Below are 26,289 nucleotides of genomic sequence, written 5' to 3'. Positions count from 1 at the left end.
AACCGGAACCTCTGTAAAAGAGATGTCTGTTGCCTGCAATGCGGCACGTCGGCTTTTTCGAAGCCAGTAGTAATACGCGTTTTGGGAAAGATCGTGTTCCTGGCAATAGTCTTTGATCGTGAGTCCGCTGGATTTCTGATCCCTGATGATAGCAACCCAGTTCTGCAAACGAATCTGGGAAGTAGCTAATTGAGTATCCATGAGAAACCTCCTGTGAAAACTGGGAAAAGTTGACACCAACTTTTTCAAGTTTTGAAAGTGACAGAATAATTATCTCATGGCCGAGATGCCGTATCACGGCACCGACTATTTACCGTTTACGATCAAAGTATAAGAAAAGCGCAAAATGTGGCTGAACAGCGGTGCACAGAGTCTGCATACGGATTTCCGATAAAGACATAATTGTGACGAGAAAAAGACATAACTTGTTTTTCATACATATCCGTGCGATTATGTTATTAAAAGATTAAACTGATCATGTTCTTTTTACGAGACGGAGTACAGAATCTTTGGACGGAACGCAGGAGAATATCGGGGGGCAGAGACTGTCATCCCCGGAAATCCGATCGAGGAAATCCGATCGAGGAAATCCGATCGGGGAAATCCAATCAGGAAAATCCAGAGAAATCGTATGAGGCATAAACAAATGGAACACAATCGTTCGGATTATCAACTTTTGACCAGGCAGTTTTTCCGGCTGCTTCCATATCAGATTCTGCTGATCGTTCTATCGTCGATCAATGAGATCATTTCGAGTCTGTTTGCCGGCAATTACGTCGGAAGAGAGGCAATGGGCGCTCTGGGATTGTACGCTCCGTTCGACGAGTTTGTGATCGCGGTCAGTCTGATGTTTGTCATTGGATCACAGATTCTGTGCGGCAAATTCATGGGGCGAAATGAGATGGAAGAAACCGGAAGGATCTTTTCCATCGATGTCCTGATCACAACGGGATTCTCCGCCGCAGCGATTTTCTTTCTTTTCATGGTGATCCTTTTCGGCTGGACCGGGATCCTGACGCCGGATCCGGCGATGCAGAAATCGTTGGACCGGTATATTTGCGGCGTCGCCGTCGGCCTTTTTCCGACCGTTATGGGACAACAGCTTACGGCGTTTCTGTCGCTGGAAAACAAGATGAAGTACACAAGCGCTGCCAGCGTGGCATTTCTTTCTGTAAGTCTGGTGTTGAATTATCTGTTTGTGGTCGTGTTCCGGATGGGAGAGTTTGGCCTCGGCCTTGCACCTTCCATTGGGATGTGGATCTTCCTGATGATCGAACTGAAGCCGTATTTCTCCAGGAAGACTCTTTTTCAACTGTCTTTTTCGGGATTAAAGCTTTCCGATGTCTGGCGGATCATGAAAACCGGCTTTTCCGGTTCCGTGATTGATGGCTATCAGGCTGTGCTCGGCTTTATCCTGAATGCGCTTATTGTAATGTATGTCGGGTCAGCCGGACTGTCCGCGTATGCGGCAACCCAGGCAGTGATGATCATGGTCGGAATCATTCCGTTCGGCATGATACAGGTGGCCCGCATGCTGATGAGTGTCAGCATTGGCGAGGAAGACCGGAAATCTCTGACGGATGTCATGCGCGTGGGACTGTTCCGATGCATACCGGTGATCACGGTCATCGCGGCGCTTATGATCCTATTTGCCGTGCCGCTGACCAGACTGTTTTATCGTGATCCATCCGATCCGGTCTTTGAGATGACGGTCAAGGGGTTCCGCATCCTTCCGCTGCTGTTCCCGCTGAGCGTTTTTCGCATGCAATTCTCCTGTTACGCGCAGACTTCCGGGAAAGACGGATTAAGCCATATTCTCGCATTTCTGGAAGGTGTTGCCAGCGTGGCGTTCTTCTCCGCGATTCTGATCCGGCCGCTGGGCATGAGCGGCATATATTGGGCTTATCCGCTCAACGGTGTCGTCTGTTTCACAGTGATTGTGCTGTATTCCTGTATTCAGCGCAAAGCATTTCCACGAAATTTAGAACAGCTCATGGTGATTCCGGAGGACTTCGGCGCACCGGAAGATGCCCGGATTGATATTTCTGTTCGAAGCGTTGATGAAGTGATCAGAGTCTCGCAGACGGTGATCGACTTTTGTCTCAGCAGGGGGATTGACCGCAGGACTTCATTTTTCTCCGGACTGTTTCTGGAAGAAATGGCGTCAAATGTTGTGGAGCACGGATTTACCAAAGACCGGGAGCATCATTCGGTGGATATCCGTGTTGTTCATAAGAATGACGAGGTAATTCTGCGAATCAAGGATGACTGCGTTCCGTTTGATCCGGCGGAGCGATCGGAGATTCTTGATCCGGCGGATCTCGTGAAGGGGGCGGGAATCCGGCTGGTATATCAGATGGCAGAGGAAATCGAGTATCAGAACATATTGGGATTGAATGTTCTGACGATTCATATTGAAAAAAAGAAAAGAAACGGAAGGAGTCATTAAACGCTATGATGAATCAGATTCCATCCAACACAGAGGAAAGACTGCCGGACATTATCCGGAAGGCAAAAGAGATTCGCAAAAATCAGAACGAGGCCGGGTGCGGAGGAACCGTACTTCCCGGAGAATACATTCTGAAAAAATGTCCGGATTTTCTTCAGAGAGTGAGCGGAGACGTTCGGACGATCATGGTCGGCGGAACAAACGGGAAGACCACGACGACCAGCATGATCGTTCATATGCTCCGGACGAGGGGATTCCGGGTTTTTTCCAATCGGGAAGGCGCGAATAAAACCGAGGGTATTGCGACCGCATTCGGACTTCACTGTGATTCTGTGGGGAAACTTGATTACGATTTTGCGGTGGTTGAATGTGATGAACTGTTTCTGCTTCCGATGGCAACCGTGTTGAAACCGGAGGTTCTCGTGCTCACAAACCTGTATAAAGATCAGGTGGAGCGGCTGATCAGCGCGGAGCATACCGCGAAAGTGATTGTTCGGGCGATTTCGGCATTGACGGACTGTGTTCTGTGTCTGAACCGGGACATGAATTTCTATGACCGTTTTGCGGAGGCGTATCATGGCAAAAGACTGATCCCGTACCGCCTTTTATCGGAACATACGGTGGAAATCGATGGCAGTTTCCATGAGATGACGGTTGAACTCCCGATGAAATACAATCTGGAAAATGTGGCAGCAGCGGCAGCTGCATTGTATGCCATGGGACTGCTGTTTCCGGAGAGTTTTAACTGTTTTATGGATTATAAGCTGCCGTTTGGCCGCTTCGACCGGATCGCGCTACCGGATTCCGAGATCAGGGTTGTGCTTGCCAAGAATCAGATTGCTCTGGAGAGAATCTGCTCGGAACTTTCAGAGCCCCTTTCGAGATGTACACTTTTCATGTGCTATGAATATCCGCCGGATTTTCTCTGGCTGGAAGATCTGGATCCGGAGACCTGCCGGAACATCGGCCGTGCCGAAAGGATCTGTGTTTTGGGGGACTGCGCGGAAGATCTGGATCGGATCATCCGGAAAAACTTCACCGGTCATTCATCGGTGGAAATCCTGTCCGATGAGCAGGTGGTCCATCTGCTTCAGACGGCAAAGCAGCCGGTACTCGCGATTGTCGGCTATTGCGGCATGCTGAGGCTCAATAAGCTTCTTGCCGCGGAAAAATACACGAAAGAGTTCTGGGAAGAATGAATACATGGAGTAAGAGAAGTATGTTTTTATGAGACGCGGTTTATTGCGCTGGGAACAAGGCGAAATCCGCACGGGCAGGGGATCCTGTCGACTGCCGCGAGAGGAGCGATGCGTATTCTGACTTGTTGAAACGGTATCATAGATCAGAATTCTTCACAAAAGGGGGAAAACCAGTTGAGAAGATGGAGCGGAGAGGAAACTGCTTATATCAATGGTCGGATCTACACTTCGGATCCGGAGATGCCGGAGGCAGAGGCATTTGTGATCCGGAATGGAAAATTCATTGCGGCAGGCGCAAATGACATTGCGACAGATTGTCCGCATATCGTGGATCTTCAGGGACAATGCGTCATACCCGGGCTGGTGGATTCACACTGTCATATACTGGCAGGGGTGGAAAAAAATATTCTCAATCTGTACAACATTGATCCCAAGACCAAACCGGAGGAATTGGGTGATGTGCTGCTTTCGCTTCTCAGAGCGCAAGGAGAGGACAGGGAGGAAAACGGACACGGACCGGAGTGTGAGAAAACGGCGGGATGTGAGAAATCGGCGGGATGTGAGGATGTGTCGGGAGAGGAAGAATCGTCGGGAAATGCCGGGAAAGGCATCCTCCGGGCGATGGGAATGGACCTGACGCAGGGCACATTTTCTGCAGATGATATCGATCGGGTGATCGACGACCGGGAAGTGGTGGTCTTCAGTGACGACGGTCACGCGCTTCTTCTGAACCGCAGAGCAATGGAAACCCTGGGAATCGATTCGGATACGAAAGACCCGGGGGAACACAGTTATTTTGTCCGGGATGAGGACGGAAATCCCACCGGACTCGTAATCGAAATCCCCGCCATGATGCTATGCAAAGCCCTAATGAAGGAGACGAAATCCGATGTAAAAATCGTTCTGAAGGAACTGTGCCGGGAGTATGCCTCATACGGATATACCGCCGCCTTTGACGCCATGTCGGTGGATTCGGAGGATGATGCCGTTCTTTCTCAACTGTCGGAACTGGATAAAGAGGGTGCGCTGTGCCTTCACATCTGTACCAGCTTTGGATACCGCGGGGAGGACGGGATAAAAGCCTCCGAGGCCCTGAAGCTGATGAAGCATCAGAGAGAGTTTTATTCGACGGAACATGTACATCCGAATACCCTGAAAATGATTGCGGACGGCACGATCGAAGAACATACGGCACTTCTCCATGAACCATACGCGGATGATCCTCAGAACTGCGGAAGTGAGATGATTTCGCTTCCCGATATGAAACAGGCCGCTGTCATGGCAGCGCAGGAGGGATTCCACATTCATATTCACGCCATCGGCGATCGGGCGGTTCGGAGAGCTCTGTCGGTTCTGAAGGCGGCGGATTCGGACACGGTCCGGAAGACGATTGCGCATAATCAGCTGTACCGTGCGCAGGAGATGCGCGAACTGGCAGATGCGGGAGATATTTTCTTTCAGACCACGCCGCATTGGGTGAAAAATGATGAATTTACCCGGAAATCCCTTGGGGAAGACCGGTTTAACCGCCAGTTCCCCATGGCGACCGCGAACAAAAACGGCGTGACGGTGACGTTCGGAAGCGACAGCTGTCTGGAACCGGTAACGGCCAATGCGTTTATCGGGATGTTTTTTGCCGAGGCGAGAGGCCAGAAAGCGTGCGCGGGACTGTGTTATCCGCCGCCGACGGAGGGACTCGACCGGAAAAACTGTCTGAAAGCATATACGATTAATGGAGCAATTCAGCTGGGAATCTCTGATGTGACCGGAAGTATCACCCCGGGAAAGTCCGCGGATTTTGTGATCGTCGACCGGGATTTCATGAACTGTTCTCTGGAGGAACTTCGGAATACGAAGGTTCTGGCGACGTATTTCGAAGGAAAACCGGTTTATCAGGCATAGGACCGGAGGAGATCAGGATGCGATACTTGTAAATATTATTGGTTTATGGTATCAAATTTAATAGATATATTTGTTCGGAAGGCAGATCGATATCCGGATCGCACCCCATGAAGCAGAATCGGGATGCATCAGGAACACGGCAGGAATGGAAGCGCAGTTTTGACATTGCGGCATTTTGGAAGATCAATGCAGGAGGGGATTATCATGGATGGTAACATGACATATCAGGCAAATGAGAGAAATTCTGCGGAAGGGTTAAAGGTGCTGGAAGCGTTTCGGGAAGAAACCAGGAACCCCATGGAGAGAACCACGGCGCTTCTGATGAAGCTTCTTCAGGACAACAAGGATACCGAGTACGGCAGAAAATTCGATTTTGCCAATATTCATACAATCGAGGATTACCAGAAGAAGGTTCCGGTTGTGGTTTACGATGATCTGGCACCGTATCTTGAGCGGATGATGGAGGGAGAAAAGAATGTTCTGACGGCATATTCGTATGATCATTTCAATGAAACCTCCGGTACGGTCGGTGTGCCGAAAGTGGTTCCCATGACCGCAGAACAGGCAAATGTCTTCGCAAAGTACAACAATTATCTGCTTTACGGACTGATGAGTGAGGGTCTTGACCCGGACTGGAAGAACGGAAGGGGATTTTGTACCTCCAGCGGAAATTACCGGACATTAAAGAGCGGATTGACCGTAGGCGAGGCTTCCTCCAAGATGGCGGATTATATCAAGGGCGGAAAAGAGGCATTGGATGCCATGATCCGCATGGTATACACCTCTCCGATCGAGGGTCTGAATCCCGAGGAAGGGGCGGATACAAAATATATCCACACCCGTTTTGCTCTGATGGATAAAGAGGTCAGGGGAATGATCACCGGTTTCTACAGTGTCATTATCCTGTTTCTCCATTATATTGAGAACAATATTGATCTTCTGATCGATGACATCGAAAAGGGAACCATCTCGGAAGACATTGAGATGCCGGAGGCTTCCAGGGAAAGCCTGATGAAAAAAATAAAGCCGATGCCGGAACGCGCGGCAGAACTCCGGGAGGTTTTCAAAAACGGAACGGATTTTCCGTGGGTGAAAAAAGTCTGGCCGCATTTCTGCTATTTTGTCGGAGTTGGCGGAGACGGTTTCGAGATCTATGACCGTCAGATCAAGGAGCATTATGCGGGAGACGGTGTTAAGAACATCTATTCCGGTATTACCGCATCCGAAGGCTTATGGTCCGTTCCGAGTGGAATCGACGATTTTGACAGCATTCTGGCTCCCTCCGCAGCCTTTGTCGAGTTTCTTCCGGTTGAAGCGGGGGATGACTTCAGCAAATGTGTCACCATGGATAAACTGGAAGAGGGAAGGATCTATGAGCTGATCATCACGAATCTCAGCGGTTTTTTCCGGTATCGGATGAGCGATGCCGTGAAAGTCACCGGTTTCTATAACAAGACACCGAAGGTTCAGTTTATGTACCGTGTAAACCGGACCATCAATCTCGCGGAAGAAAAGACCACCGAGAAAGCACTGCAGATTGCGGTGGAAAAAACAGCGGAGGAAATGAACATTCCGCTGGCGGATTTCACGGTGTATCCGAATACGGACATTACCCCGAACCGGTACGATTTTTTGATTGAACCGAGAAAGGAAATCAGTAAATTTGACATGGATGCCCTTCGGGAGTCGATCTTCCGGAATCTGATTGAAGCGAACCCGGTGTATCTTGACTGCTACAAAGAGCTGTGGCTGGACAAACCGGAGGTGTATTTCCTTCAGCCGGAAACTTCGCTTTTGTACCGTGATATGATGGTCCTGCGCGGGTCGTCTTTGAATCAGCTGAAGCCGGTCCGCGTCATCATGAATGAACGGCAGAGAAAATTTTTCTTCGGACTTAGGCAGGAGATGGAGGAATAAGCCTGCTTTGGAAAGCCCCTCTTGTTTCTTTGAGTTTGGCTGATTATACTGAGACAGGGAAGAAAAGTTTTCGATCGATATTCAGAAAGAAGGTACCATCATGAGCAAATTTGAAGTTCTGCAGAAGGCAATGGTTGCGGCGATGAAGGCGAGAGATAAGGCGAGAAAAGACGCTGTCTCATCCATCATCTCCGATGTGAAGAAAGCGGCAATCGATTCCGGATGCAGAGACAGTATCGGTGACGAGCTGGTAGATCAGGTCATCATGAAGTCTCTCAAAACCGTGAAAGAGCAGATTGACACGTGCCCGGACGACCGTACGGAACTCAAGGCGGAATACCAGTTCCGATATGACGTCATCAAAGAATACGCTCCGGCCATGATGACGGAGGATGAGATCCGGTCATTCCTTGAAGAGAAGTTCTCGGAAGTGATCGCAACAAAGAACAAAGGGGCGATTATGAAGGAAATCATGCCGGCGTTAAAGGGAAAAGCCGACGGCAAGGTCATCAATGCGATCGTCGCAGAACTGTGCAGATGATCTGTTGTGTGCTGTGAATGAAAGTTTAAGCTGAGTAAACGAGTCAAAACACGCTTCGCAAGTCTCGCTCGTTATCGCGGCAGTCTCCAGGGCCTCACGCAAGCGTGGGCTTGGGCCTGTTACTTGCGTAAATGAGGTAAAAACCGGGGAACATCGTAAATCGGTGATCCCCGGTTTCTTGCATTTGGTCAATCTGACAATTATAATGATAATATAACGACTGTAATGATACATTACGGACAAAAACATACACGGCATCCGGATTGAGGAGACAATTGAGGGATCGGACCGAAATCAGAATGAAAAGCGGAAATACGATACCGAAAAAGAAGCGGCAGAGATAGCCTGCCGGTGACCTGTGTCAGAATGAGGAAAACAATATGATGAATAAAATCGAGGAAGCAATCATTTATGCAACCATTCTCCATCAGGGAAAAGTGCGCAAATTCGGGGGGAGGCCATATATTCTTCATCCGTTGGAGGTGGCCCAGATTCTCTCCACAATGACCAACGATGAGGAGATCATCACTGCAGGAATTCTTCATGACATCGTGGAGGATACGGACGGAACGCTCTTGGAGATCGAAAAGCGATTCGGCGAGCGGGTGGCTATGCTGGTTTCCTCCGAGTCGGAGCAGGATTATCCGGATGAGCCGCCGATTTCATCATGGAAAAGACGGAAAGAACAGTCGATTCAGATTTTGAAGAACAGTCAGGATATCGGCGTCAAGATGCTGTGGCTTGCCGATAAACTGGCCAATATCCGGTCCTTATCGGGCATTTATTCGGAGCAGGGTGAAAAGATCTGGCAGGACCTTCATCAGAACGATCCGGAGATGCAGAAATGGTATTACCGCACCATCGGGGAGCAGGTCGAACTCTCTCTGAATAAGACCGGTGCGTTCAAAGAGTACATCAAGCATGTCAATTTCATATGGCCGGGAACCTTTGACCGGGATAAGACACGATATAAAAAATATCGTGAGGTTTCGGTCGACGGCTGCCGGCAGATCGGAAAAGGCGCCAAAGGGGAAGTGTACCGTTACGATGACGAGCTCGTCATCAAAGTTTACAATGACAACAATACTTACCGGGATGTGGAAAATGAGATTTCCCAGAGCCGCAGAGCGTTTGTTCTGGGGATTCCGACTGCGATCTCGTTCGGAATTGTGGCGGTCGGATCGCGGTACGGCGCCATGTATGAACTTCTGGACTCCGAGACGATCTCGTCATTTATCGTAAAGGATCCCGGTCAGGTGGACGTATATGCAAAAATCATGGCTGAGCTTGCGCGGACCATCCACGGGATTACGGTCTCGGAGGATGACTGTTTTCCGCCGGCGGCAGACCGGATCCGGATGTACATCCGGGGCGGCGTCGGAAAAGAAGACGAAGCGCTCGCAAACCGGTGCATGGAACTGGTCGACCGGCTTCCGGATACCAAGACACTGATCCACGGAGACTTTCACACGAACAATGTGTTCCTGCAGAATGGGGAGCCGCTTCTGATCGATATGGACCGGCTTTCCACCGGACATCCGATCATTGAACTCAGCGATCTGTATTATTTCTATGTTGTCCTGGGCGAGGATGACCCGTCTGTGGTCGAGAAGTTCATGGGCTTCTCCTACCAGACCGCGGTGAAGTTTTTCGATTCACTCCTGAAGGATTATTTCGGAACCGATGACGGGGAAAAACTCGGATGTGTGAAGGAGAAAGCGTCCCTTTTGTGTGCGGTCCGCATGGTCAACAAGATTCACAAGAAACGGGAGCTTTCGGAAAAAGACAGAGAACTCATTGACCGGTATATGAAACAGGCAAAAGAACTGGCAGACCGGCTGGAAACGCTGGAGTTTTAACTCCGTCGGATCATCCATCGCCATTCCGCGGCAGAGCATTAAGAACAGGAGGAACACCAATGAAGATTACCGCATTTTATCCGCAGATTATCTCAAAAGATGCATACAGCGCAATCAAACTGTTTGAAGCACTCGGATTTGAACAGATTCCAGATAACAACGGATCGGGAACATTTTCCTTCTACGCAATCCGAATGAAAGACTGCAACGGATTTTCTGTCGATGTGATCGAGGCAGAGAGGATGCCGGGTGACAGGGACTGCACCGCGATTCGAATGAATACCGATGATTTTGATGCAACATATCAGTATCTGATCGGGAAAGGATTTCGAGAGACCGGGGATTTCATTCTCAATACTCCGCCCTGCGGAAAATATGTTTTTTTGATTTCTCCGACCGGTCTTCTGATCGATCTCTGTCATATCTGATGCAATACACGGGATGACTTCTGAGGGGGAGGCAGCAAAGGTGAAAACATTTTTTTTCATGAACGGCGGTATCCGGCATAAAATATTCAGCATGATGCTGGTGACGATTGTCATGATCATTGCATCCTATACGGCGGTATTTTTATATCAGTCCAACAGGGTGGAACGGCTGGTGGATGAAACCTATGAGACACAGGAACAGCAATATGAGGAGAACGGCCTTCCGGATCGCAATGAAGAGATCCGGGGCGGGGCGGTGAGCAAATTCCGTAATGAGATGTTTCACGCCCGCAATATTCTTCTGCTTCTGGTTGTTTTCATTGTCGCGGCCGGCATGATCTCGGCGTATTCGATCACCGGGCGGATCATTGAGCCGCTCAATACCATTACCAGAAGGGTTGCGTCCCTTGGCATCCGACATCAGCAGTTTAAGATGGAAGATGTATACCGGACCGGTGATGAAATTGAAGTTCTGGCGGAATCCTTTGCCAAGCAGTCGGCCCGGATGGTTCTCTACATTGACCAGATCAAAAAGGTGACTGCGGAAAAAGAGCGTATCGACGCGGAACTGGATATGGCCAGCAAGATCCAGGCCAGTCAGCTTCCGAGACTGTGTCCGCCCGTTTCCACGCGGAAGGAATTCAGTCTGGCGGCCAGCATGAATCCCGCGAAGGAGGTCGGCGGCGACTTCTACGACTTTTTTATGATTGATGACGATCATATCGGGCTTGTCATTGCCGATGTTTCCGGAAAGGGCGTTCCGGCGGCGCTGCTGATGATGGTGGCGCGCGTTCTGATCAAAAACGGTCTTCAGAATGGGATGACTCCGTCGGAGGCGCTGGAGAATGCGAACAACCTGATCTGTGAGAACAATGAAGAGGATTTCTTTGTCACGGTATGGGCAGCGTCGCTGGAACTTTCATCCGGAAAGGGATTTGCGGCGAATGCAGGCCATGAACATCCGGCCCTTCGGAAGGCCGGCGGCGATTATGAGCTGGAGATCTATAAGCATTCGATGCCGGTCGGTACCATGCAGGGACTGAAATTCAAACAGCATGAGTTTCACCTTGATCCGGGAGACAGCTTCTTTGTGTACACGGACGGTGTTGCGGAAGCGACGAACCGGAATAACGAACTGTACGGACCGGAGCGCATGATCGAGGCGCTGAACCGGGAACCGGACGCGGAGCCGGAGCAGGTTCTGAAAAACATGATGGATGACATCAATCGCTTCGTGGACGGTGCAGAGCAGTTTGATGATATCACGATGCTGTTCCTGCGCTATCACGGGAAGAACGGGATAACGGTGTGAAGAGACAGCGGGAGGTTGTACTATGAAAAAGCACGGTTTACGAAACGGGCTGAAAACAATCGAAGACATCTTCATCCCGTTGCTTCCGGGTATCATCTGCGCAGGACTGTGCGGCGGCGTGGCATCTCTGATCAGTCAGACCGTGCCGGGGTTTGCCGACAAGAGAGTCTGGCAGTTTATCTATCAGATTCTGTCGATGATCAATGCGTCTGTCATGACATTTCTGACAGCCTGGGCGGGGTATCGGGCATCCGAACAGTTCGGCGGCACACCGATCCTGGGCGGAATGCTCGGAATGATCACGTCCATGGAGGGGATCAATGTCATTTCCTCCATTCTGGGACTGTATAACGATGCGGTCCCGTTGGATTCCGTTCTCCGAAGCGGAAAAGGCGGAGTGCTGGCGGTGATTGTGGGCGCGATCCTGATCGCGAATGTGGAAAAGGCAATCCGGTCACTGATGCCAAGGGCGGTCGATGTCGTCTTTACTCCGGTAATCACCATAATTGTCTGCCTGATTCCGTATATTGTTCTGATTATGCCGCTGTACGGGTATATCTCGGAAGGAATCGTCTGGCTGTTCGGGCGGGCATGCCTGTCCCAGGATATTTTTATCCGAACGATTTCCGGCTATCTCGCCGCGGCGTGCTTTCTTCCGCTGGTGGCCACCGGCATGCACCACGGCCTGATCGCTCTTTACAGCGTACAGCTGGAGGAGCTGGGATATGTGACGCTCTACCCGGCACTGGCCATGGCGGGAGCTGGACAGGTCGGAGCGGCTTTCGCGCTCTGGAAGAAGGCGAAAAAGGCCGGAAATATCGATTTCTGTGCGGTGATTGCCGGCGCTTTGCCTGCGGGACTCATGGGAGTCGGTGAGCCGTTGATCTACGGTGTCACGCTTCCTCTCGGAAGACCGTTTCTCACCGCGGGACTCGGTGCCGGTTTTGGCGGCGCATTTACAATGCTGACGCAGGTGGCCTCCACCGGCTGGGGACCGTCCGGTCTTTTGGGCGCGTTCATGATGACGGCGGGAAAAGGCGGAAGCGTGAGGAGCATTCTGTTCTATCTGATCGGTCTTGGGATCAGCTATCTGGGCGGATATGCGGTTACCAATCTGTTCTACCGGGAAGAAGAACTGAATACGGAGAATCTGCTTTCCGCGGATCAGGCTTCCTTCTGGCGGTCATCGGCATTTGCCCGTCTCAGCAGAAGAAAACCGCGGAGCGTGAAGGCGGGAATGCCGCTGACAGGAGCAAAAGAACATGGACAGGCCGGACTGTCCATTGCGGCATCGGCGGACGGAGAGACGGTTCCCATGAACCAGATCCCGGACATCATGTTCTCATCCGGTGTAATCGGGAAATGTATCGGTATCATGCCGGAAAACGGACATATCCTTGCACCGGTTGACGGTGAGGTGTCTGAGATTGCCGATACCAATCATGCGCTGACATTCCGGTCATATGACGGTATGGAGATCATTCTTCTGGTCGGAATCGACACCTTTACACTGAACGGAGACGGACTCTGTCCGTTGGTGAAAGAGGGAGAGAATGTTGTCGCCGGTCAGGCGGTTATGGAAGTCGATCTCGACAAGATCCGGAAAGCCGGACTCTCTCCGATCGTCATAACGGTGCTGAGCAATTAACTGCGTTTTTCGGAGCGGTGCAGAGAAAAACTATAGTGAAATGATAGACTTTGTGCTATAGTGAAAACGATGTAATTTTGTGTTGAATTATTTGCATTGCTTTGGAGAAACAAGTGACGATTTTACAGTTGAAGTATGTGATTGCCATCGATGAAGAACGTTCCATGCGAAAGGCGGCTGACCGGCTTTACGTCTCTCAGCCGGGACTGTCCAGCGCGGTGAAGGATCTGGAAAAAGAGCTTGGTTTTGCGATTTTTGAGAGAGTTCACAGCGGTGTAGTGACGACCGCAGCCGGAGCATCGTTTATCGGCTATGCGCGGGGCGCAGTGGAACAGTTTGAAAAGGTGGAAGAAAAATATCTGAATTCCCGGTCGGAGAGGGCGACATTTTCCGTATCCCTTCAGCATTACGCCGTTGCGGTCGATGCGTTTATCGATACGGTGAAGGCGTTTGATCCGGAGGAATACCAGTTCTACATCCGGGAGACCCAGACCAGTCAGGTTATCGAAGATGTAAAGACGATGAAGAGCGAGGTCGGTCTGATCGCGTTCAGTGATTTCAACAAGCGCATATTTAAAAAGGCGTTTTCCGATGCCTCCCTGAAGTTCCATGAAATCTTTAAGCGTGACACTTACGCGTATCTTGCCCGGTGTCATCCGCTGGCGGACCGGAAGGAAGTCTCGCTGGAGGAACTTCAGGATTATCCCTGCATCATCTTTACGCAGGGGGACAATACGTCGTTCTATTACCGGGAGGAGGCGCTGGCCACATATGATTACCGGAAAATTATTCATGTGAATGAGCGCGCTACCTCGGTGGAAATGATCAACGGGCTGAATGCCTACGCGGTCGGCGCGGGAATGCTCGGCATCAGCGCGTCCGCCAGCGGAATCCACTCGGTCAAGCTGAAGGAGGAGGAACCGCTGACCTTTGGATATATCACCCGCAAATCGGGGGAACTGTCGGATATGGCAAAATATTTTATCAGCAGGCTGGAGAATTATAAAGATTTTCAGGTTTGAAATGAAAATCCGTCGAAGAGGGGGGTTCGGAGTGAATCCGGACCCCCTCTTTTTTTTATTTCCTAGGAAATTTCTCCGAAATTCCCTAGGAAATAAAAACGCTCCGCGAGGATGCGCACGCCGCTGTAAGCAAATTCACTAAGCTCGAGAAAACCTCGCTAAGTGAATTTCCATGGCACGCACTAAGCTCGAAAAGACCTCGCTAAGAGCTTCGCCAAGGAAGCTGTCACCTAACGGTGACCAGCGGCGGCGCGCAAAGTCCGCGGGGCTCCCCTCAGGACTGAGGGGATGGGGGAGCCGAAGTACGCTTGCGGACTTTGTTCTGTCACCTCGCGGTGATTCGAGGCGGCGCGCAGAGTTCGCAAGCGCCCCTCAGGAGTAAAGGGACGGGGAGCCGAAGTACGCTTGCGGACTTTGTTCCGATTTTGTGCTCGGCAATTCGGCTTTGCTTATCGCAGACGATAAAAAATAAGGCCGATAATACATATTGACATAGTAGGATATATAGATTATCATAGCAACAACTTATTTTTTCAGAGAGGACAGGGGGAAGGAGCACAGTATGGGATATCGTTTTGAAACACTTCAGCTGCACGTGGGACAGGAACAGCCGGATCCGGCAACCGATTCGCGAGCGGTTCCGATTTATCAGACAACCTCTTATGTATTCCGCAACAGCCAGCATGCGGCAGACCGCTTTGGTCTGGCAGATGCCGGAAACATCTATGGCAGACTGACCAACTCCACACAGGATGTACTGGAAAAACGAATTGCCGCACTGGAAGGCGGAAGCGCTGCACTGGCGGTGGCATCCGGAGCGTCGGCGATTTCTTATACGGTACAGGCTCTTGCAGCCAACGGCGGACATATCGTTGCACAGAAGACCATCTATGGCGGTAGCTATAATCTTCTGTCCCATACGCTTCCCCAGTACGGGATCAAGACCACCTTTGTGGATGCCCACAATCTGGAAGAAGTGGAAAATGCGATTCAGGAAGATACCAGAGCGGTCTATCTGGAAACGCTCGGCAATCCGAACAGTGACATTCCGGATATCGACGCGATTGCAGAGATTGCCCATAAACACGGCCTTCCGCTGGTGATCGACAACACGTTCGGCACACCGTATCTCATTCGTCCGATCGAACACGGAGCGGACATTGTTGTTCACTCCGCAACCAAGTTTATCGGCGGTCACGGAACCACGCTCGGCGGCATTATTGTCGATGGCGGAACATTCAACTGGAAAGCGAGCGGAAAATACCCGAATATCGCGGAGCCGAATCCGAGCTACCACGGAATTTCGTTCTATGACGCAGTCGGACCGGCAGCATTTGTCACCTACGTCCGTGCAATTCTCCTGAGAGATACCGGAGCGGCGATTTCACCGTTCAACGCCTTCCTTCTTCTTCAGGGAGTTGAGACGCTTTCACTTCGTCTGGACCGTCATGCGGAGAACACCAAAAAGGTGGTAGAGTATCTGGCAAAGCATCCGAAAGTGGAGAAAGTGAATCATCCGTCTCTTCCGGATCATCCGGATCACGCGCTGTATGAGAAATATTTCCCGAACGGCGGCGCATCCATTTTCACCTTTGAGATCAAGGGCGGAAAAGAGGCGGCATGGGCATTCATCGATCATCTGGAGATCTTCTCGCTTCTGGCAAATGTTGCCGACGTGAAGAGCCTTGTGATCCACCCGGCGTCCACGACTCATTCTCAGCTGAATGATGAAGAGCTGGCGGATCAGGGTATTACACAGAGCACGATCCGTCTTTCCATCGGAACAGAGCATGTCGATGACATCATCGCCGATCTGGAAAAAGGATTTGCAGCGGTTGCTTCCGTGTGACCGTAAACATCACGGAAAAGAAAAACAATCAACAGGGAGAACAAAGCAATTATGAAAAAGGCACTTGTAAGAAAAATCACAACACTCGCGGCATCCATGCTTCTGATCGGAGGAGCGCTGGCAGGCTGCTCTTCATCCTCTGCGGCGCAGAGCACGGCAGCCGGGACCACCGCGGCAGCAGCTTCCGAAACCCAGGCAGCACCGGATGCGAAGGAGAGCACCGATGCGGCGAAGGATCAGAAGTTCCGCACACTCGACGAGATCAAGCAGAGCGGATCCATCAACATCGGCGTTTTCTCCGATAAGAGCCCGTTCGGATATGTGGATGAGAACGGCAACTATGCCGGATACGATGTATATCTGGCAGAGCGTCTCGGCAAAGATCTCGGCGTGGATATCAATTATGTTTCCACCGAGGCCGCAAACCGCATTGAGTATCTGCAGACCGGAAAAGTAGATATCATTCTTGCGAACTTCACCGTAACAGAGGAGAGAGCGAAAGAGGTTGATTTTGCGCTTCCGTACATGAATGTGGCGCTCGGCGTGGTTTCCCCGTCCGATAAGGTTGTGGAGAGCCTTGACCAGGTGGGCGCGGATGATCCGGTGATTGTCATCTCCGGAACAACCGCAGAGACCTATCTGACCAAGAACTATCCGAACATCAAGCTTCAGAAGTATGACGCTTATGCGGAGGCCAAGACCGCGTTTGAGAACCGGAACGGTGTGGCATGGGCAAATGACAACACAGAAGTTATCGCATTTTCTCTGGAAAATGAAGGCTATACGGTAGGTATCCCGTCTCTGGGCGATGCGGATACCATCGCGCCGGCAGTGACCAAGGGAAATGAAACACTGCTTACCTGGCTTAACAGCGAGATCGAGTCCCTTGGCAAGGAGAAATTCTTCCACGCGGATTATGAGGCAACTCTCCTCGATACCTATGGAAAAGATTATGAGGATACACTGGTGACAGAAGGCGGAAAGGTTCAGTAATGATGGATGTCAATGTGCTCAAAGCATATCTTCCGCTGTATAATGAAGCACTTTTGCTGACAGTAAAAACTGGATTTGCCGGCATCCTGACAGCCCTGATCATAGGGCTGTCGGGAGCGGCAGTCCTCCATTTTAAAATCCCGGTTTTGAAAAAGGTGATCGCTGCATATATAGAAGTGTTCCGCAATACGCCGCTTCTGGTGCAGCTTTTTTTTATTTACTTCGCTCTTCCGAAAATCGGGATCCGGATTCCGGCGCAGGGATGTGGAATTCTGGGACTGGGTCTGATCGGCGGTGCCTATATGACGGAGACAATTCGAAGCGGATTCGAATCCATTGACCGGATTCAGACCGAAAGTGCGCTTGCACTGGGCATGAACGGCCCGCAGGTGCTGCTGCATGTGATTCTGCCGCAGGCGATTGCGGTCAGCTTTCCGGGACTGATGGCCAATGTGATCTTTCTTTTAAAGGAGACGTCGGTATTTTCCACCATCAGTCTTCTGGATCTGATGTTTACGGCAAAAGATCTGATCGGTATGTACGCAAAGACGATGGAGTGTCTTTTCCTGCTGACGGTATATTATCTGATCATGCTACTGCCGGTCTCGCTGCTGGGATCTTTTGTGGAGAGGAGGCTTCGTCATGCAGAGTTTGGGGATTGATGTCCTGTTCAAGGGGAACAACATGCTGCGGATTCTCGGAGGTCTCTGGGTATCGGTGCGGATCAGCATCATTTCTGTCCTGATCAGCATTGTTCTGGGACTGTTTATCGGCGTGCTGATGACATCCCGAAACCGGGTGCTGCGGGCGGTTTTGCGGATCTATCTGGAAATTGTCCGGATCATGCCGCAGATGGTGCTTTTGTTCATCGTCTATTTTGGAACGACGAGAGTGTTCGGAATCAACATATCCGCGGAGATTTCGGCAATTCTCGTTTTTGTGTTCTGGGGGACGGCCGAGATGGGCGATCTGGTGCGCGGAAGCATCAAGAGTATTCCGGTCATTCAGTACGAGTCCGCCTATGCGCTCGGACTGAATAAGTTCCAGGTATATTTTTACGTTATTTTGCCGCAGACCGTGCGAAGACTGATTCCGTTGTCCATCAATCTGGTCACGAGAATGATCAAGACGACATCGCTTGTCATGATGATCGGCATGGTTGAGGTTCTGAAAGTCGGACAGCAGATTATCGAGGCAAACCGAAAGACGTCGCCGAACGCGGCTTTCGGTATTTTTGCGGTTGTGATGCTGTTGTATTTTATCGTCTGCTGGCCGATCAGCCGGCTCGCGGCGGCATTGGAGAAAAGGTGGGAGTAATATGAGCGATCTGGTTACAGTAAAGCATCTTCATAAAGAGTATGACGGCAATACCGTTTTGAAAGATATCAGCCTTTCCGTCAAAAAGGGAGAGGTTGTAGTGATCATCGGGCCGTCCGGATGCGGAAAGAGCACCTTTTTGCGATGCCTGAACGGGTTGGAGGAGATCAACAGCGGAGAGATTACGGTGGACGATGTTCCGGTCCGGGCCGGATCGGATGAGATCAGCCGTGTCCGTCAGAAAATCGGCATGGTCTTTCAGTCGTACGAGCTTTTCCCGCACAAAACGGTGTTGGAGAACCTCCTTCTTGCGCCGAGGATCGTGCAGAAGAGAGACCGGAAGGAAGCGGAGGCGGAAGCATTGCAGCTTCTGGAGAAGGTAGGTCTTTCCGACAAGAAGGATTATTATCCGAGACAGCTGTCCGGCGGACAGCGTCAGCGTGTCGCGATCGTCCGCGCGCTGATTATGCATCCGGAGGTGATGCTGTTCGATGAGGTAACCGCAGCGCTGGATCCGGAGATGGTCCATGAAGTCCTCCGGACTATGCTGGAGCTGGCAAAATCCGGTTCCACGATGATCATCGTGACGCACGAAATGGAATTTGCGCGAGCGGTGGCCGACCGCATTGTCTTCTTTGACGAAGGAGATATCGTGGAGGAATCGGAAGACGTGGACGGATTCTTCCGCCATCCGGACACGGAGCGTGCGCAGAAGTTTCTGAAGACATTTTCCTATGAATGAGACTGGATGGAACTGGGGGACGGGGTTAGGGGTTCATTTTGCACAGCCGTTTAACTGTCGTTTCAGAAACATCCATGAGCCGAGCGACCTGTCTCACGGTCAAACCTTCCCTTCTCAGCGCGCGGATATAATTATTTCGTTCCACTCTGCAGATTTTTGAACTTTCGGATGTGGAAGACAGCTGAGTCGTCATTTTAAACACCTCGAGTGCCTTTTCGTCGGTCAGAAAATGTCTCGGCTGCCGGTGGTCTCCGGCGAACAGCAGGTCATCGGACGGATCCGATTCTCGCGCAAAGGCGGCAAGCAGAGCATCTCTTGATCCGGCGATTCCACAGGCAAAAGTCGAATCGATCAAAGTGGTTTTCTGCCCATAATACGCGCGGCAGCTGCTCCAGGAGTATTCGGACGGATATCGACACATGCCGGCTTTGACTGGATTATTGTGAATGTAGATGAGCGCAGCAAGAAAAGCCCGGTCCGAATCGATAACCGTGCTGTAGAATCGATCCTGAAACAGATGACCGGAACGCGAATACTTATTGTTGTACCATCGGACAAATTTTGTGCCCAGGCTTTGGAAAAAACTCGAGAGCTTGTCTGAGGGGGCATTCAGCAGAATATGAATATGATTGTCCATAAGACAATAGGCGTATATCGCGATTTCATAGCTCATTTTGCAATCGGATAAGATGTAAAGAAATTTCAGATAATCGAAGTCTTCCTCAAAGATGATATGCTGATTAACAGAACGAAGTACGACGTGATATATGCCCGTTGGACTCAGAATTCTGGGTTTTCTTGGCATGATTTCTCCTGAAAAATGATGATTGTCAGAAAAGAATGATAGAATTGAATTGATATAAGAAGCATACATTCAATGCAGGAAAAATGCAATATAATGATGAAAATGGACCGCTGACTCCGTCCCTCCGGTCCTTATCGGAATATCGTGAGCCGTCTGAAAGAGAAGACGGATGCCTACAATTCCGAAAAAGACCGGGGGATTCCGCTGAGTTTTGCATACGGACACGCGCTCTGCACTTCCGATCAGCATCACAGCATCCACGATTCCGAGAGAGCCGCGGATGCGGAAATGTATGAGCACAAACGGCAGATGAAGGCAGAGCGGTAGGAGATACCGGTCAGAGCAGGCCCTTTTCACACAGCTCATCGGCGTACCGGACGGTGGTCATCGCGTCACGGCCGAAGCAGTCCGCACCGATTCTGTCGGAGTAATCCCTTGTCATCACTGCGCCGCCGACCGCGATCCGGCAGTCGGGTTTCTTTTCCCGGAGGAGCCGGATCGTCTCTTCCATATTGACAACGGTTGTGGTCATCAGTGCGGAAAGCCCGACCAGTTTCACATCTTCACGGATTGCGGTTTCCACAATCGTCTCCGGAGAGACGTCTTTTCCGAGGTCGATGACGTCATATCCGTAATTTTCCAGAAGAACTTTTACAATGTTCTTGCCGATGTCATGGATGTCACCTTTGACTGTGGCAAGGATAATTCTTCCACGGACTTCCTGCGTGGAACCGGCCATGGCATCCTTTACCACCGCAAAGGCTTCCTTTGCGGCGTCGGCGGCCATGAGAAGCTGGGGCAGGAAAACCGTTCCCTTCTCAAATCCCTGACCGACAATATCCAGTGCCGGAACCAGATCTTCGTTGATGATATCGAGCGCATCCCGCTCTTTCAGTGCGTCCCTTGTCGCTTCCGCGGCTGGCGCGGCCATGCCGCGGCGGATTGCCTCCATCAGTCTGGAACTGCCGCCCGCAAAAGAGCCATCCTTCCCGGAAGCCGCAGAGCCGGCGGAACCGCCTGAGGAAGGCCCGGCAGAACCTTTGGAGGATTCGATCCCGGCTTTGGCGGCGGAGAGCGCCATCGACTCCGCGATTCGCTTTTCCGGCGACTTGTAGTCCTGATATGCCCCGATGAAATCAGCAAAGTTCTCATCCTGATTCATGAGTGCGCAGAAACTCCGGTAAGCCTGCATCATCGGCTCATTGTTCGGATTGATGATGGCGCAGGACAGACCGTTTTGCAGCGCCATCGTATAAAACGCCGAGTTGATCAGCTCTCTGGCCGGAAGTCCGAAACTGATATTCGAAACGCCGAGGATGGAACTTCCGTCCAGCTCGTCCCGGATCCGGCGTACCGTCTCCAGTGTCGTGAGAGCACTGCGGGGATCGCTCGAGATGGTCATGCAGAGGCCGTCGATGATGACATCTTCTTTCAGAATGCCGTAGGACGCCGCCGTCTCATAGATCTTTTTTGCAATCCGGATTCGGCCGGCGGCATTGTCCGGGATGCCGTCTTCATCGAGCGCCAGGCCGACGATGACACCGCCGTATTTTTTGACCAGTGGAAATACTGCCTGCATGACTTCCTGCTTCCCGTTTACGGAGTTGATCAGCGCTTTCCCGTTATAGTGGCGCAGTGCTTTTTCCATCGCCGCGGGATTGGCCGTGTCGATCTGGAGAGGAAGCGCAAGTACGCTCTGAAGCCGGATAATGACCTCGTCCAGAAGTTCGGCCTCATCAATCTCCGGGGAACCGACGTTGACGTCCAGAACGTGAGCGCCGGCGTCTTCCTGCTGAAGTCCCTGTTCCACGATGTAATCAATGTCATGCTCGATCAGCGCCTGTTTGAAACGCTTTTTGCCGGTCGGATTGATGCGCTCGCCGATGATGACCGGTTTGGCGCCGCCGCCGATCTCCACGGTCTGCGAGAAGGAGGAGATGATGGTGTGCTTTTCCGGCTTCGGCGCGCGGAACGGAAGAGCAGAAACCGCTGCGATTTCTTTGCGGATGTGTTCCGGAGTCGTTCCGCAGCAGCCGCCGAGGCCGGAAGCGCCAAGCGCCGCGATGGTTTTCATATATCCGGCAAATGCATCCGGATCGACATCGTAGACGGTCTTTCCGTCAATGGACTTCGGAAGTCCCGCGTTCGGATTGACGAGGACCGGAACATGGGCGGCTTTCACAAGCCGTTCTACAATCGGGATCATCTGTTTGGGGCCGAGCGAACAGTTGGTTCCCAGCGCGTCGACGCCGAGGCCTTCCAGCATCGCTGTCACCGATTCCGGCGTTCCGCCCGTGAGCATTTTGCCGGATCCGTCAAAGACACAGGTGATGAAGACCGGCAGATCACAGTTTTCTTTGGCCGCGAGAACAGCCGCTTTTGCCTCATACGAATCGTTCATGGTTTCGATGAGGACGAGATCCGCCCCTTCTCTTGCTCCGATGCGGACGACCTCGCCGAAGATTTCAACCGCGTCGTCAAAGGAGAGATCACCCAACGGCGCAAGAAGTTTCCCGGTCGGACCGACATCGAGGGCGATGTAGGCGTCTTCATCCCGGCCGGCGCGGGATCTCGCTTCCTTCGCGAGACGGACAGCGGAGGTGACGATCTCGTCCAGATTCTCCGGATACTTCAGCCGGTTGGCACCGAAGGTGTTCGTGTTGAAGACATGGGAACCGGCATTCAGATAACCGAGATGAAGGTCAATGATGTCGCCCGGATGGGTGAGATTCCAGGTTTCCGGGAGTTCGCCCGGCTGAAGACCTTTTTCCTGAAGAATCGATCCGGTACCGCCGTCAAAAAAAATCCATTCTTTTCCGATCCGGTCTAATATGTTTTTGCGCATCGCAGTTTCTCTCTTTCTCTTTTGATGGGCCGGGGGGACGGAGTCATAAGGCCACAAGCCTCCCCTCAGGAGTGAGGGGATGGGGCCGAAGTCCCCCCTACGGATTTCGTTCCTATATCATGCTTCCGGATGTTTCCGGTAGAGGCAGTCCGGAGCGTGGCTGCAGGTCAGACACGAATCGGACTCCGAAGGAGTGCCGATTTTTCCCGTGGTCTGCCCGGGATTCATTTTTGTTTTATCCGGGGCTTCGGAATCCTGCGGGATGGTGGCCCTTGGCGAGCCGCACCGGGTATTCAGTTCCAGCGGGTTGACGATATCGGCGAGATATTCGGAATCATCCGGCTTCTGGCCGGTTCCGGAGATTCCGTTTCCGGGAGCACAAGACCTGGGAGCACAGGCCCCGGGAGCATAGGCCCCGGGGACAACGTTTCCGGGGGCATCGTTTCCGGCGGATTCCCGGTCGGAATCTTTCACACATCCGATGAAGGCGGTGATCGATTTGCTGGGAACCATGAGGAGCGTATCGGTCAGCGTGATACCGCACCATTTCTCCATTTCCAGAAGACGCGAAAAGTCCCTCTGAAGAGACAGAGGGAGATCTCCGTATCCTGGGGAATACCGGGGGCGGAGCGACAGCCCTGTTTCTTTCGCTTCTTCAGCGAGTTTCCGCACTTCGGAATCCGCATAGGCTTCGATCATCGCCGCGCCGGCCGCCTGATAGATCGCGGCATCCAGAATGCTCGTGACTTCGCTCCGGCGGATGAGGCGGTCGATGCCGATCCCGACGGTCGCAGCAAAGAGAATTACCTCCTCGCAGCCGTTCAGGTTTTTATACAGGTTCTCTGACGAAATGGTCAGATCTGCGACAAAAACGAGATCCGGGGCTTCGGTCCGGACAGGAAATCGCCGGTAAATGCTCCGCGGAGCGGACGACTGCTGCATTTTCCCGATGCAGCGGCGGATCCGTTCATCGAGTTCGTCTCCGGGGCGGATGGTGCGATCCCCGAGAAAACGGTAAACCTCATGTAAATTGATGTCAATCATGATTTCTTTCCGCCGGATGACCGCATCAGATCTTCAGAATTTCGGAGAGATTCTTCTGAATGGCTTCTGCGATATCCGGCTTGTTCATGGAGTAAACGTGGATGTCCGGCTTGTTCATGGAGTAAACGTGGATGTGGCGAACATCGTTCGCGATGAGATCCACGATCTGTTCGGTTGCGTAAATGATGCCGGCCTGCTTCATTGCTGCCGGGTGGTCGCCGAATTTGTCCACGATCTCACGGAAGCGGGTCGGGACACTGGTTCCGGACAGCGCGACAGAACGGCTGAGCTGTACGGCGTTCGTGATCGGCATGATACCGGCGAGCACCGGAACGCGGATGTCATTTTCGCGGAGACGATAGAGGAAGTTGAAGAACTCCGCATTGTCAAAAAACATCTGTGTGGTGAGAAAATCAACGCCGGCGTCGACCTTGCGCTTCAGGTTTCTGATGTCTTCATCTTTGTGGGCGCATTCGACATGTCCTTCCGGATAGCAGGCTGCGCCGATGCAGAAATTGCCGTGCGCGCGGATATCCTCGATCAGCTCGGACGCATAGTGGTAGTCGTTGTGCGGGGCGCCGTCCTTCGGGATGTCGCCGCGGAGCGCCATGATATTGTCAAAGCCATGATCACGGATCTTCTGAAGCATCCGGTGGACATCCTCTTTTGTGGAGGAAACGCAGGTAAGATGGGGAACTACTTCCACACCGTATTTTGCGCGGATATTTCCGGCGATGTTGAGCGTGAATTCGGAGGTCCCGCCGCCCGCACCGTATGTCACGGACATGAAACTCGGTTTTAATGCCGCTACTTCCTCGGTGACCTGCTGAACGGAATCGAAGTTCTCGATTTTTTTCGGTGGAAATACTTCAAAGGACAGCGTTGTTTTCTTCTTGTTCAGTATATCAATAATTTTCATGTGTTTCCTCGCTTTTTAAAATTTTTCTTTATAACAGACAACAGGGGCAAAGCCGCTTTTTCTAAAACATAGGAATTTGATTGGTTATTGCCATTAAAGCATTTTTCCTGCGGAAAATACAATATATTCTAAGAGGGGAGAATCATAGCTTTTTGCTATGGCAACTGAGGTGAAAAAGGACTGTTCTATTGACAGGATATGCACCCGCCGAATTGAAAGAAGTACCCCGAAAGATGACATTTTTCGCAGTATCATAATGAACAGTTTTGCGCGTGTGTGAAATGTTGAAAAATGAATCCGACAGCCGGCGGAACCGTGATACCGCAGCAGTTGAACCGCTGTGGTAATATGATAGTATCTTGGCGCAGAATTATCCGGCGAATTCGTCGGGCATGTAAGAGCAGGTATACGAACATCAGGAGGAGAGAAGCGTGCATGAAGAACATTGGAATTAACGACATCAAAGGGTTTCGGATCGGTCAGACGGAAAATGCGGAGGCGGCCACCGGCTGTACGGTCATTCTTGCCGAAGGCGAAATGGCAGCAGGCGTGGATGTACGGGGCGGCGGTCCGGCTTCCCGGGAATGTGAATTGCTCAGACCGTTTTCCTCGACACCGACGATCCATGCGCTGGTACTCGGCGGCGGAAGCACGTTCGGTCTCGGAGCGACGGATGGCGTTCTTCAGTATCTCGAAGAGCGCGGAATCGGATTTGACATGGGCGTGACGCATATTCCGCTCATCTGCCAGTCGGACATCTTTGATCTGACCGTCGGTGATCCGATGGTGCGCCCGGACCGGGCGATGGGGTATCAGGCCTGTGTCAATGCGGAGAAACAGAACTACCGGGACGGCAATTACGGTGCCGGATGCGGAGCGACCGTCGGAAAATTCCTCGGCATGGATTATTCCATGAAGACCGGGATCGGAAGTGCCGCTGTGCAGTTGGGGGATGTTCAGCTCGGTGCGATCGTCGTTGTCAATGCGATCGGCGATATCTATGACCCGGAAACAGGGAAGAGGATCGCAGGTCTTCTCACGGAGGATAAGAAGTCTCTGCGCAGCACCGAAGAGGTGATGTATGAGACTGCAGAATGCGGAACGAAAGGTTTTGTCGCTAATACGACGATCGGCGCGATTCTGACAAATGCGGCATTTGACAAGACACAGCTCTCGAAGATTGCATCCATGACACATAACGGATATGCCCGCTGTATCCGGCCGGTTCACACTTCTCTGGACGGGGATACCATTTATGCTCTTTCGGGAGGAGGGGTGCAGGCGGATATGGACATGATCGGAACGCTTGCTGCAAAAGTGATGTCCAGGGCAATCGTCACCGCAGTCAAGAGCGCGGCGGGAGCGTACGGATATCCGGCATATGTGGATATCCTTCCGTAAAGACCGCTGGAACATCAAGAATAAAACGAAGAAAGCTCTGCATCTCTGAGATATTCAGGAGATGCGGAGCTTTCAATATCTGTGTGAGCTTTCGGAC

22 protein-coding genes are annotated in these 26,289 nt (G+C 51.6%); 17 read left to right on the top strand and 5 right to left on the bottom strand.

Annotation, left to right across the window (positions count from 1 at the left end):
- Positions 1-201: IS66 family insertion sequence element accessory protein TnpA (gene tnpA, locus BR86_RS0106600; protein ID WP_031472347.1), on the bottom strand; the 201-nt coding region annotated here is incomplete at its 3' end.
- A 445-nt stretch (positions 202-646) separates the two neighbouring features.
- On the opposite strand from tnpA, the gene BR86_RS0106595 reads away from it, so the two are divergent.
- The 15 genes from BR86_RS0106595 (at position 647) to BR86_RS0106525 (ending at position 19,178) form a co-directional block, all read left to right on the top strand.
- Positions 647-2,449 (top strand): MATE family efflux transporter, encoded by a 1,803-nt coding sequence (locus BR86_RS0106595; protein WP_031472345.1) that lies wholly within the window; start codon positions 647-649, stop codon positions 2,447-2,449.
- A gap of 5 nt (positions 2,450-2,454) precedes the next feature.
- Positions 2,455-3,648, top strand: coding sequence for a Mur ligase family protein (locus BR86_RS0106590; RefSeq protein WP_031472343.1), 1,194 nt, complete (start codon positions 2,455-2,457; stop codon positions 3,646-3,648).
- Positions 3,649-3,822: 174 nt separating this feature from the next.
- Complete coding sequence (locus tag BR86_RS0106585) at positions 3,823-5,550, top strand: amidohydrolase (protein ID WP_031472341.1); 1,728 nt, start codon at positions 3,823-3,825, stop codon at positions 5,548-5,550.
- Positions 5,551-5,754: 204 nt separating this feature from the next.
- On the top strand, positions 5,755-7,467 hold the full coding sequence (locus BR86_RS0106580) for a GH3 auxin-responsive promoter family protein (RefSeq protein ID WP_031472339.1): 1,713 nt from the start codon (positions 5,755-5,757) through the stop codon (positions 7,465-7,467).
- A 100-nt stretch (positions 7,468-7,567) separates the two neighbouring features.
- Positions 7,568-8,008 (top strand): GatB/YqeY domain-containing protein, encoded by a 441-nt coding sequence (locus tag BR86_RS0106575; protein ID WP_031472337.1) that lies wholly within the window; start codon positions 7,568-7,570, stop codon positions 8,006-8,008.
- A gap of 380 nt (positions 8,009-8,388) precedes the next feature.
- Entirely contained in the window at positions 8,389-9,867 is a 1,479-nt protein-coding gene (locus BR86_RS15180; protein WP_051684641.1) for an HD domain-containing protein, read from the top strand.
- Between the two features lie 59 nt (positions 9,868-9,926).
- Positions 9,927-10,295, top strand: coding sequence for a VOC family protein (locus BR86_RS0106565; protein WP_031472333.1), 369 nt, complete (start codon positions 9,927-9,929; stop codon positions 10,293-10,295).
- A gap of 40 nt (positions 10,296-10,335) precedes the next feature.
- A complete protein-coding gene (locus BR86_RS0106560) occupies positions 10,336-11,607 on the top strand; it encodes a PP2C family protein-serine/threonine phosphatase (RefSeq protein ID WP_051684640.1) in 1,272 nt (423 codons plus the stop codon).
- Between the two features lie 22 nt (positions 11,608-11,629).
- Positions 11,630-13,255, top strand: coding sequence for a glucose PTS transporter subunit IIA (locus BR86_RS0106555; protein WP_051684639.1), 1,626 nt, complete (start codon positions 11,630-11,632; stop codon positions 13,253-13,255).
- A 113-nt stretch (positions 13,256-13,368) separates the two neighbouring features.
- The gene (locus tag BR86_RS0106550; protein WP_031472327.1) at positions 13,369-14,277 is read left to right on the top strand and encodes a LysR family transcriptional regulator; all 909 of its coding nucleotides are present in this window, start codon (positions 13,369-13,371) and stop codon (positions 14,275-14,277) included.
- A gap of 562 nt (positions 14,278-14,839) precedes the next feature.
- Positions 14,840-16,126 carry an O-acetylhomoserine aminocarboxypropyltransferase/cysteine synthase family protein gene (locus BR86_RS0106545; RefSeq protein WP_031472325.1) on the top strand — a complete coding sequence of 429 codons (1,287 nt, stop codon included), beginning with the start codon at positions 14,840-14,842 and terminating at the stop codon, positions 16,124-16,126.
- A gap of 51 nt (positions 16,127-16,177) precedes the next feature.
- Complete coding sequence (locus BR86_RS0106540) at positions 16,178-17,119, top strand: transporter substrate-binding domain-containing protein (RefSeq protein ID WP_031472323.1); 942 nt, start codon at positions 16,178-16,180, stop codon at positions 17,117-17,119.
- Positions 17,120-17,121: 2 nt separating this feature from the next.
- A complete protein-coding gene (locus BR86_RS0106535) occupies positions 17,122-17,781 on the top strand; it encodes an amino acid ABC transporter permease (protein ID WP_031472321.1) in 660 nt (219 codons plus the stop codon).
- Positions 17,762-18,436 carry an amino acid ABC transporter permease gene (locus BR86_RS0106530; protein ID WP_031472319.1) on the top strand — a complete coding sequence of 225 codons (675 nt, stop codon included), beginning with the start codon at positions 17,762-17,764 and terminating at the stop codon, positions 18,434-18,436. Before BR86_RS0106535 ends, BR86_RS0106530 begins: the two co-directional genes overlap by 20 nt.
- Before the next feature lies 1 nt (position 18,437).
- The gene (locus tag BR86_RS0106525) at positions 18,438-19,178 is read left to right on the top strand and encodes an amino acid ABC transporter ATP-binding protein (RefSeq protein WP_031472317.1); all 741 of its coding nucleotides are present in this window, start codon (positions 18,438-18,440) and stop codon (positions 19,176-19,178) included.
- A 25-nt stretch (positions 19,179-19,203) separates the two neighbouring features.
- On the opposite strand, the gene BR86_RS0106520 is transcribed toward BR86_RS0106525, so the two are convergent.
- Positions 19,204-19,983 (bottom strand): transposase, encoded by a 780-nt coding sequence (locus tag BR86_RS0106520; protein WP_031472315.1) that lies wholly within the window; start codon positions 19,981-19,983, stop codon positions 19,204-19,206.
- A gap of 144 nt (positions 19,984-20,127) precedes the next feature.
- Here BR86_RS0106520 and BR86_RS0106515 point away from each other — a divergent pair, with 144 nt between their 5' ends.
- On the top strand, positions 20,128-20,310 hold the full coding sequence (locus BR86_RS0106515) for a hypothetical protein (RefSeq protein ID WP_031472313.1): 183 nt from the start codon (positions 20,128-20,130) through the stop codon (positions 20,308-20,310).
- A 10-nt stretch (positions 20,311-20,320) separates the two neighbouring features.
- On the opposite strand, the gene BR86_RS0106510 is transcribed toward BR86_RS0106515, so the two are convergent.
- From BR86_RS0106510 to metF, 3 genes are all read right to left on the bottom strand, one after another.
- Positions 20,321-22,828, bottom strand: coding sequence for a homocysteine S-methyltransferase family protein (locus BR86_RS0106510; protein ID WP_031472311.1), 2,508 nt, complete (start codon positions 22,826-22,828; stop codon positions 20,321-20,323).
- A 117-nt stretch (positions 22,829-22,945) separates the two neighbouring features.
- A complete protein-coding gene (locus BR86_RS15175; protein ID WP_051684638.1) occupies positions 22,946-23,872 on the bottom strand; it encodes a vitamin B12 dependent-methionine synthase activation domain-containing protein in 927 nt (308 codons plus the stop codon).
- 25 nt (positions 23,873-23,897) lie between these two features.
- Positions 23,898-24,791: a methylenetetrahydrofolate reductase [NAD(P)H] gene (metF, locus tag BR86_RS0106500; RefSeq protein WP_031472307.1), complete on the bottom strand. Its 894-nt coding sequence runs from the start codon at positions 24,789-24,791 to the stop codon at positions 23,898-23,900.
- A gap of 435 nt (positions 24,792-25,226) precedes the next feature.
- Between metF and BR86_RS0106495 the strand changes: the two genes are divergently transcribed.
- Positions 25,227-26,192: a P1 family peptidase gene (locus BR86_RS0106495; protein WP_031472305.1), complete on the top strand. Its 966-nt coding sequence runs from the start codon at positions 25,227-25,229 to the stop codon at positions 26,190-26,192.
- Positions 26,193-26,289: the final 97 nt, after the last annotated feature.

The organism is [Clostridium] aminophilum DSM 10710 (assembly GCF_000711825.1).
In the GTDB taxonomy this organism is placed as follows: domain Bacteria; phylum Bacillota; class Clostridia; order Lachnospirales; family Lachnospiraceae; genus Clostridium_R; species Clostridium_R aminophilum.
The sequence above is the reverse complement of the archived record's forward strand: the minus strand, read 5'-3'. Positions and strand labels throughout refer to the sequence as shown.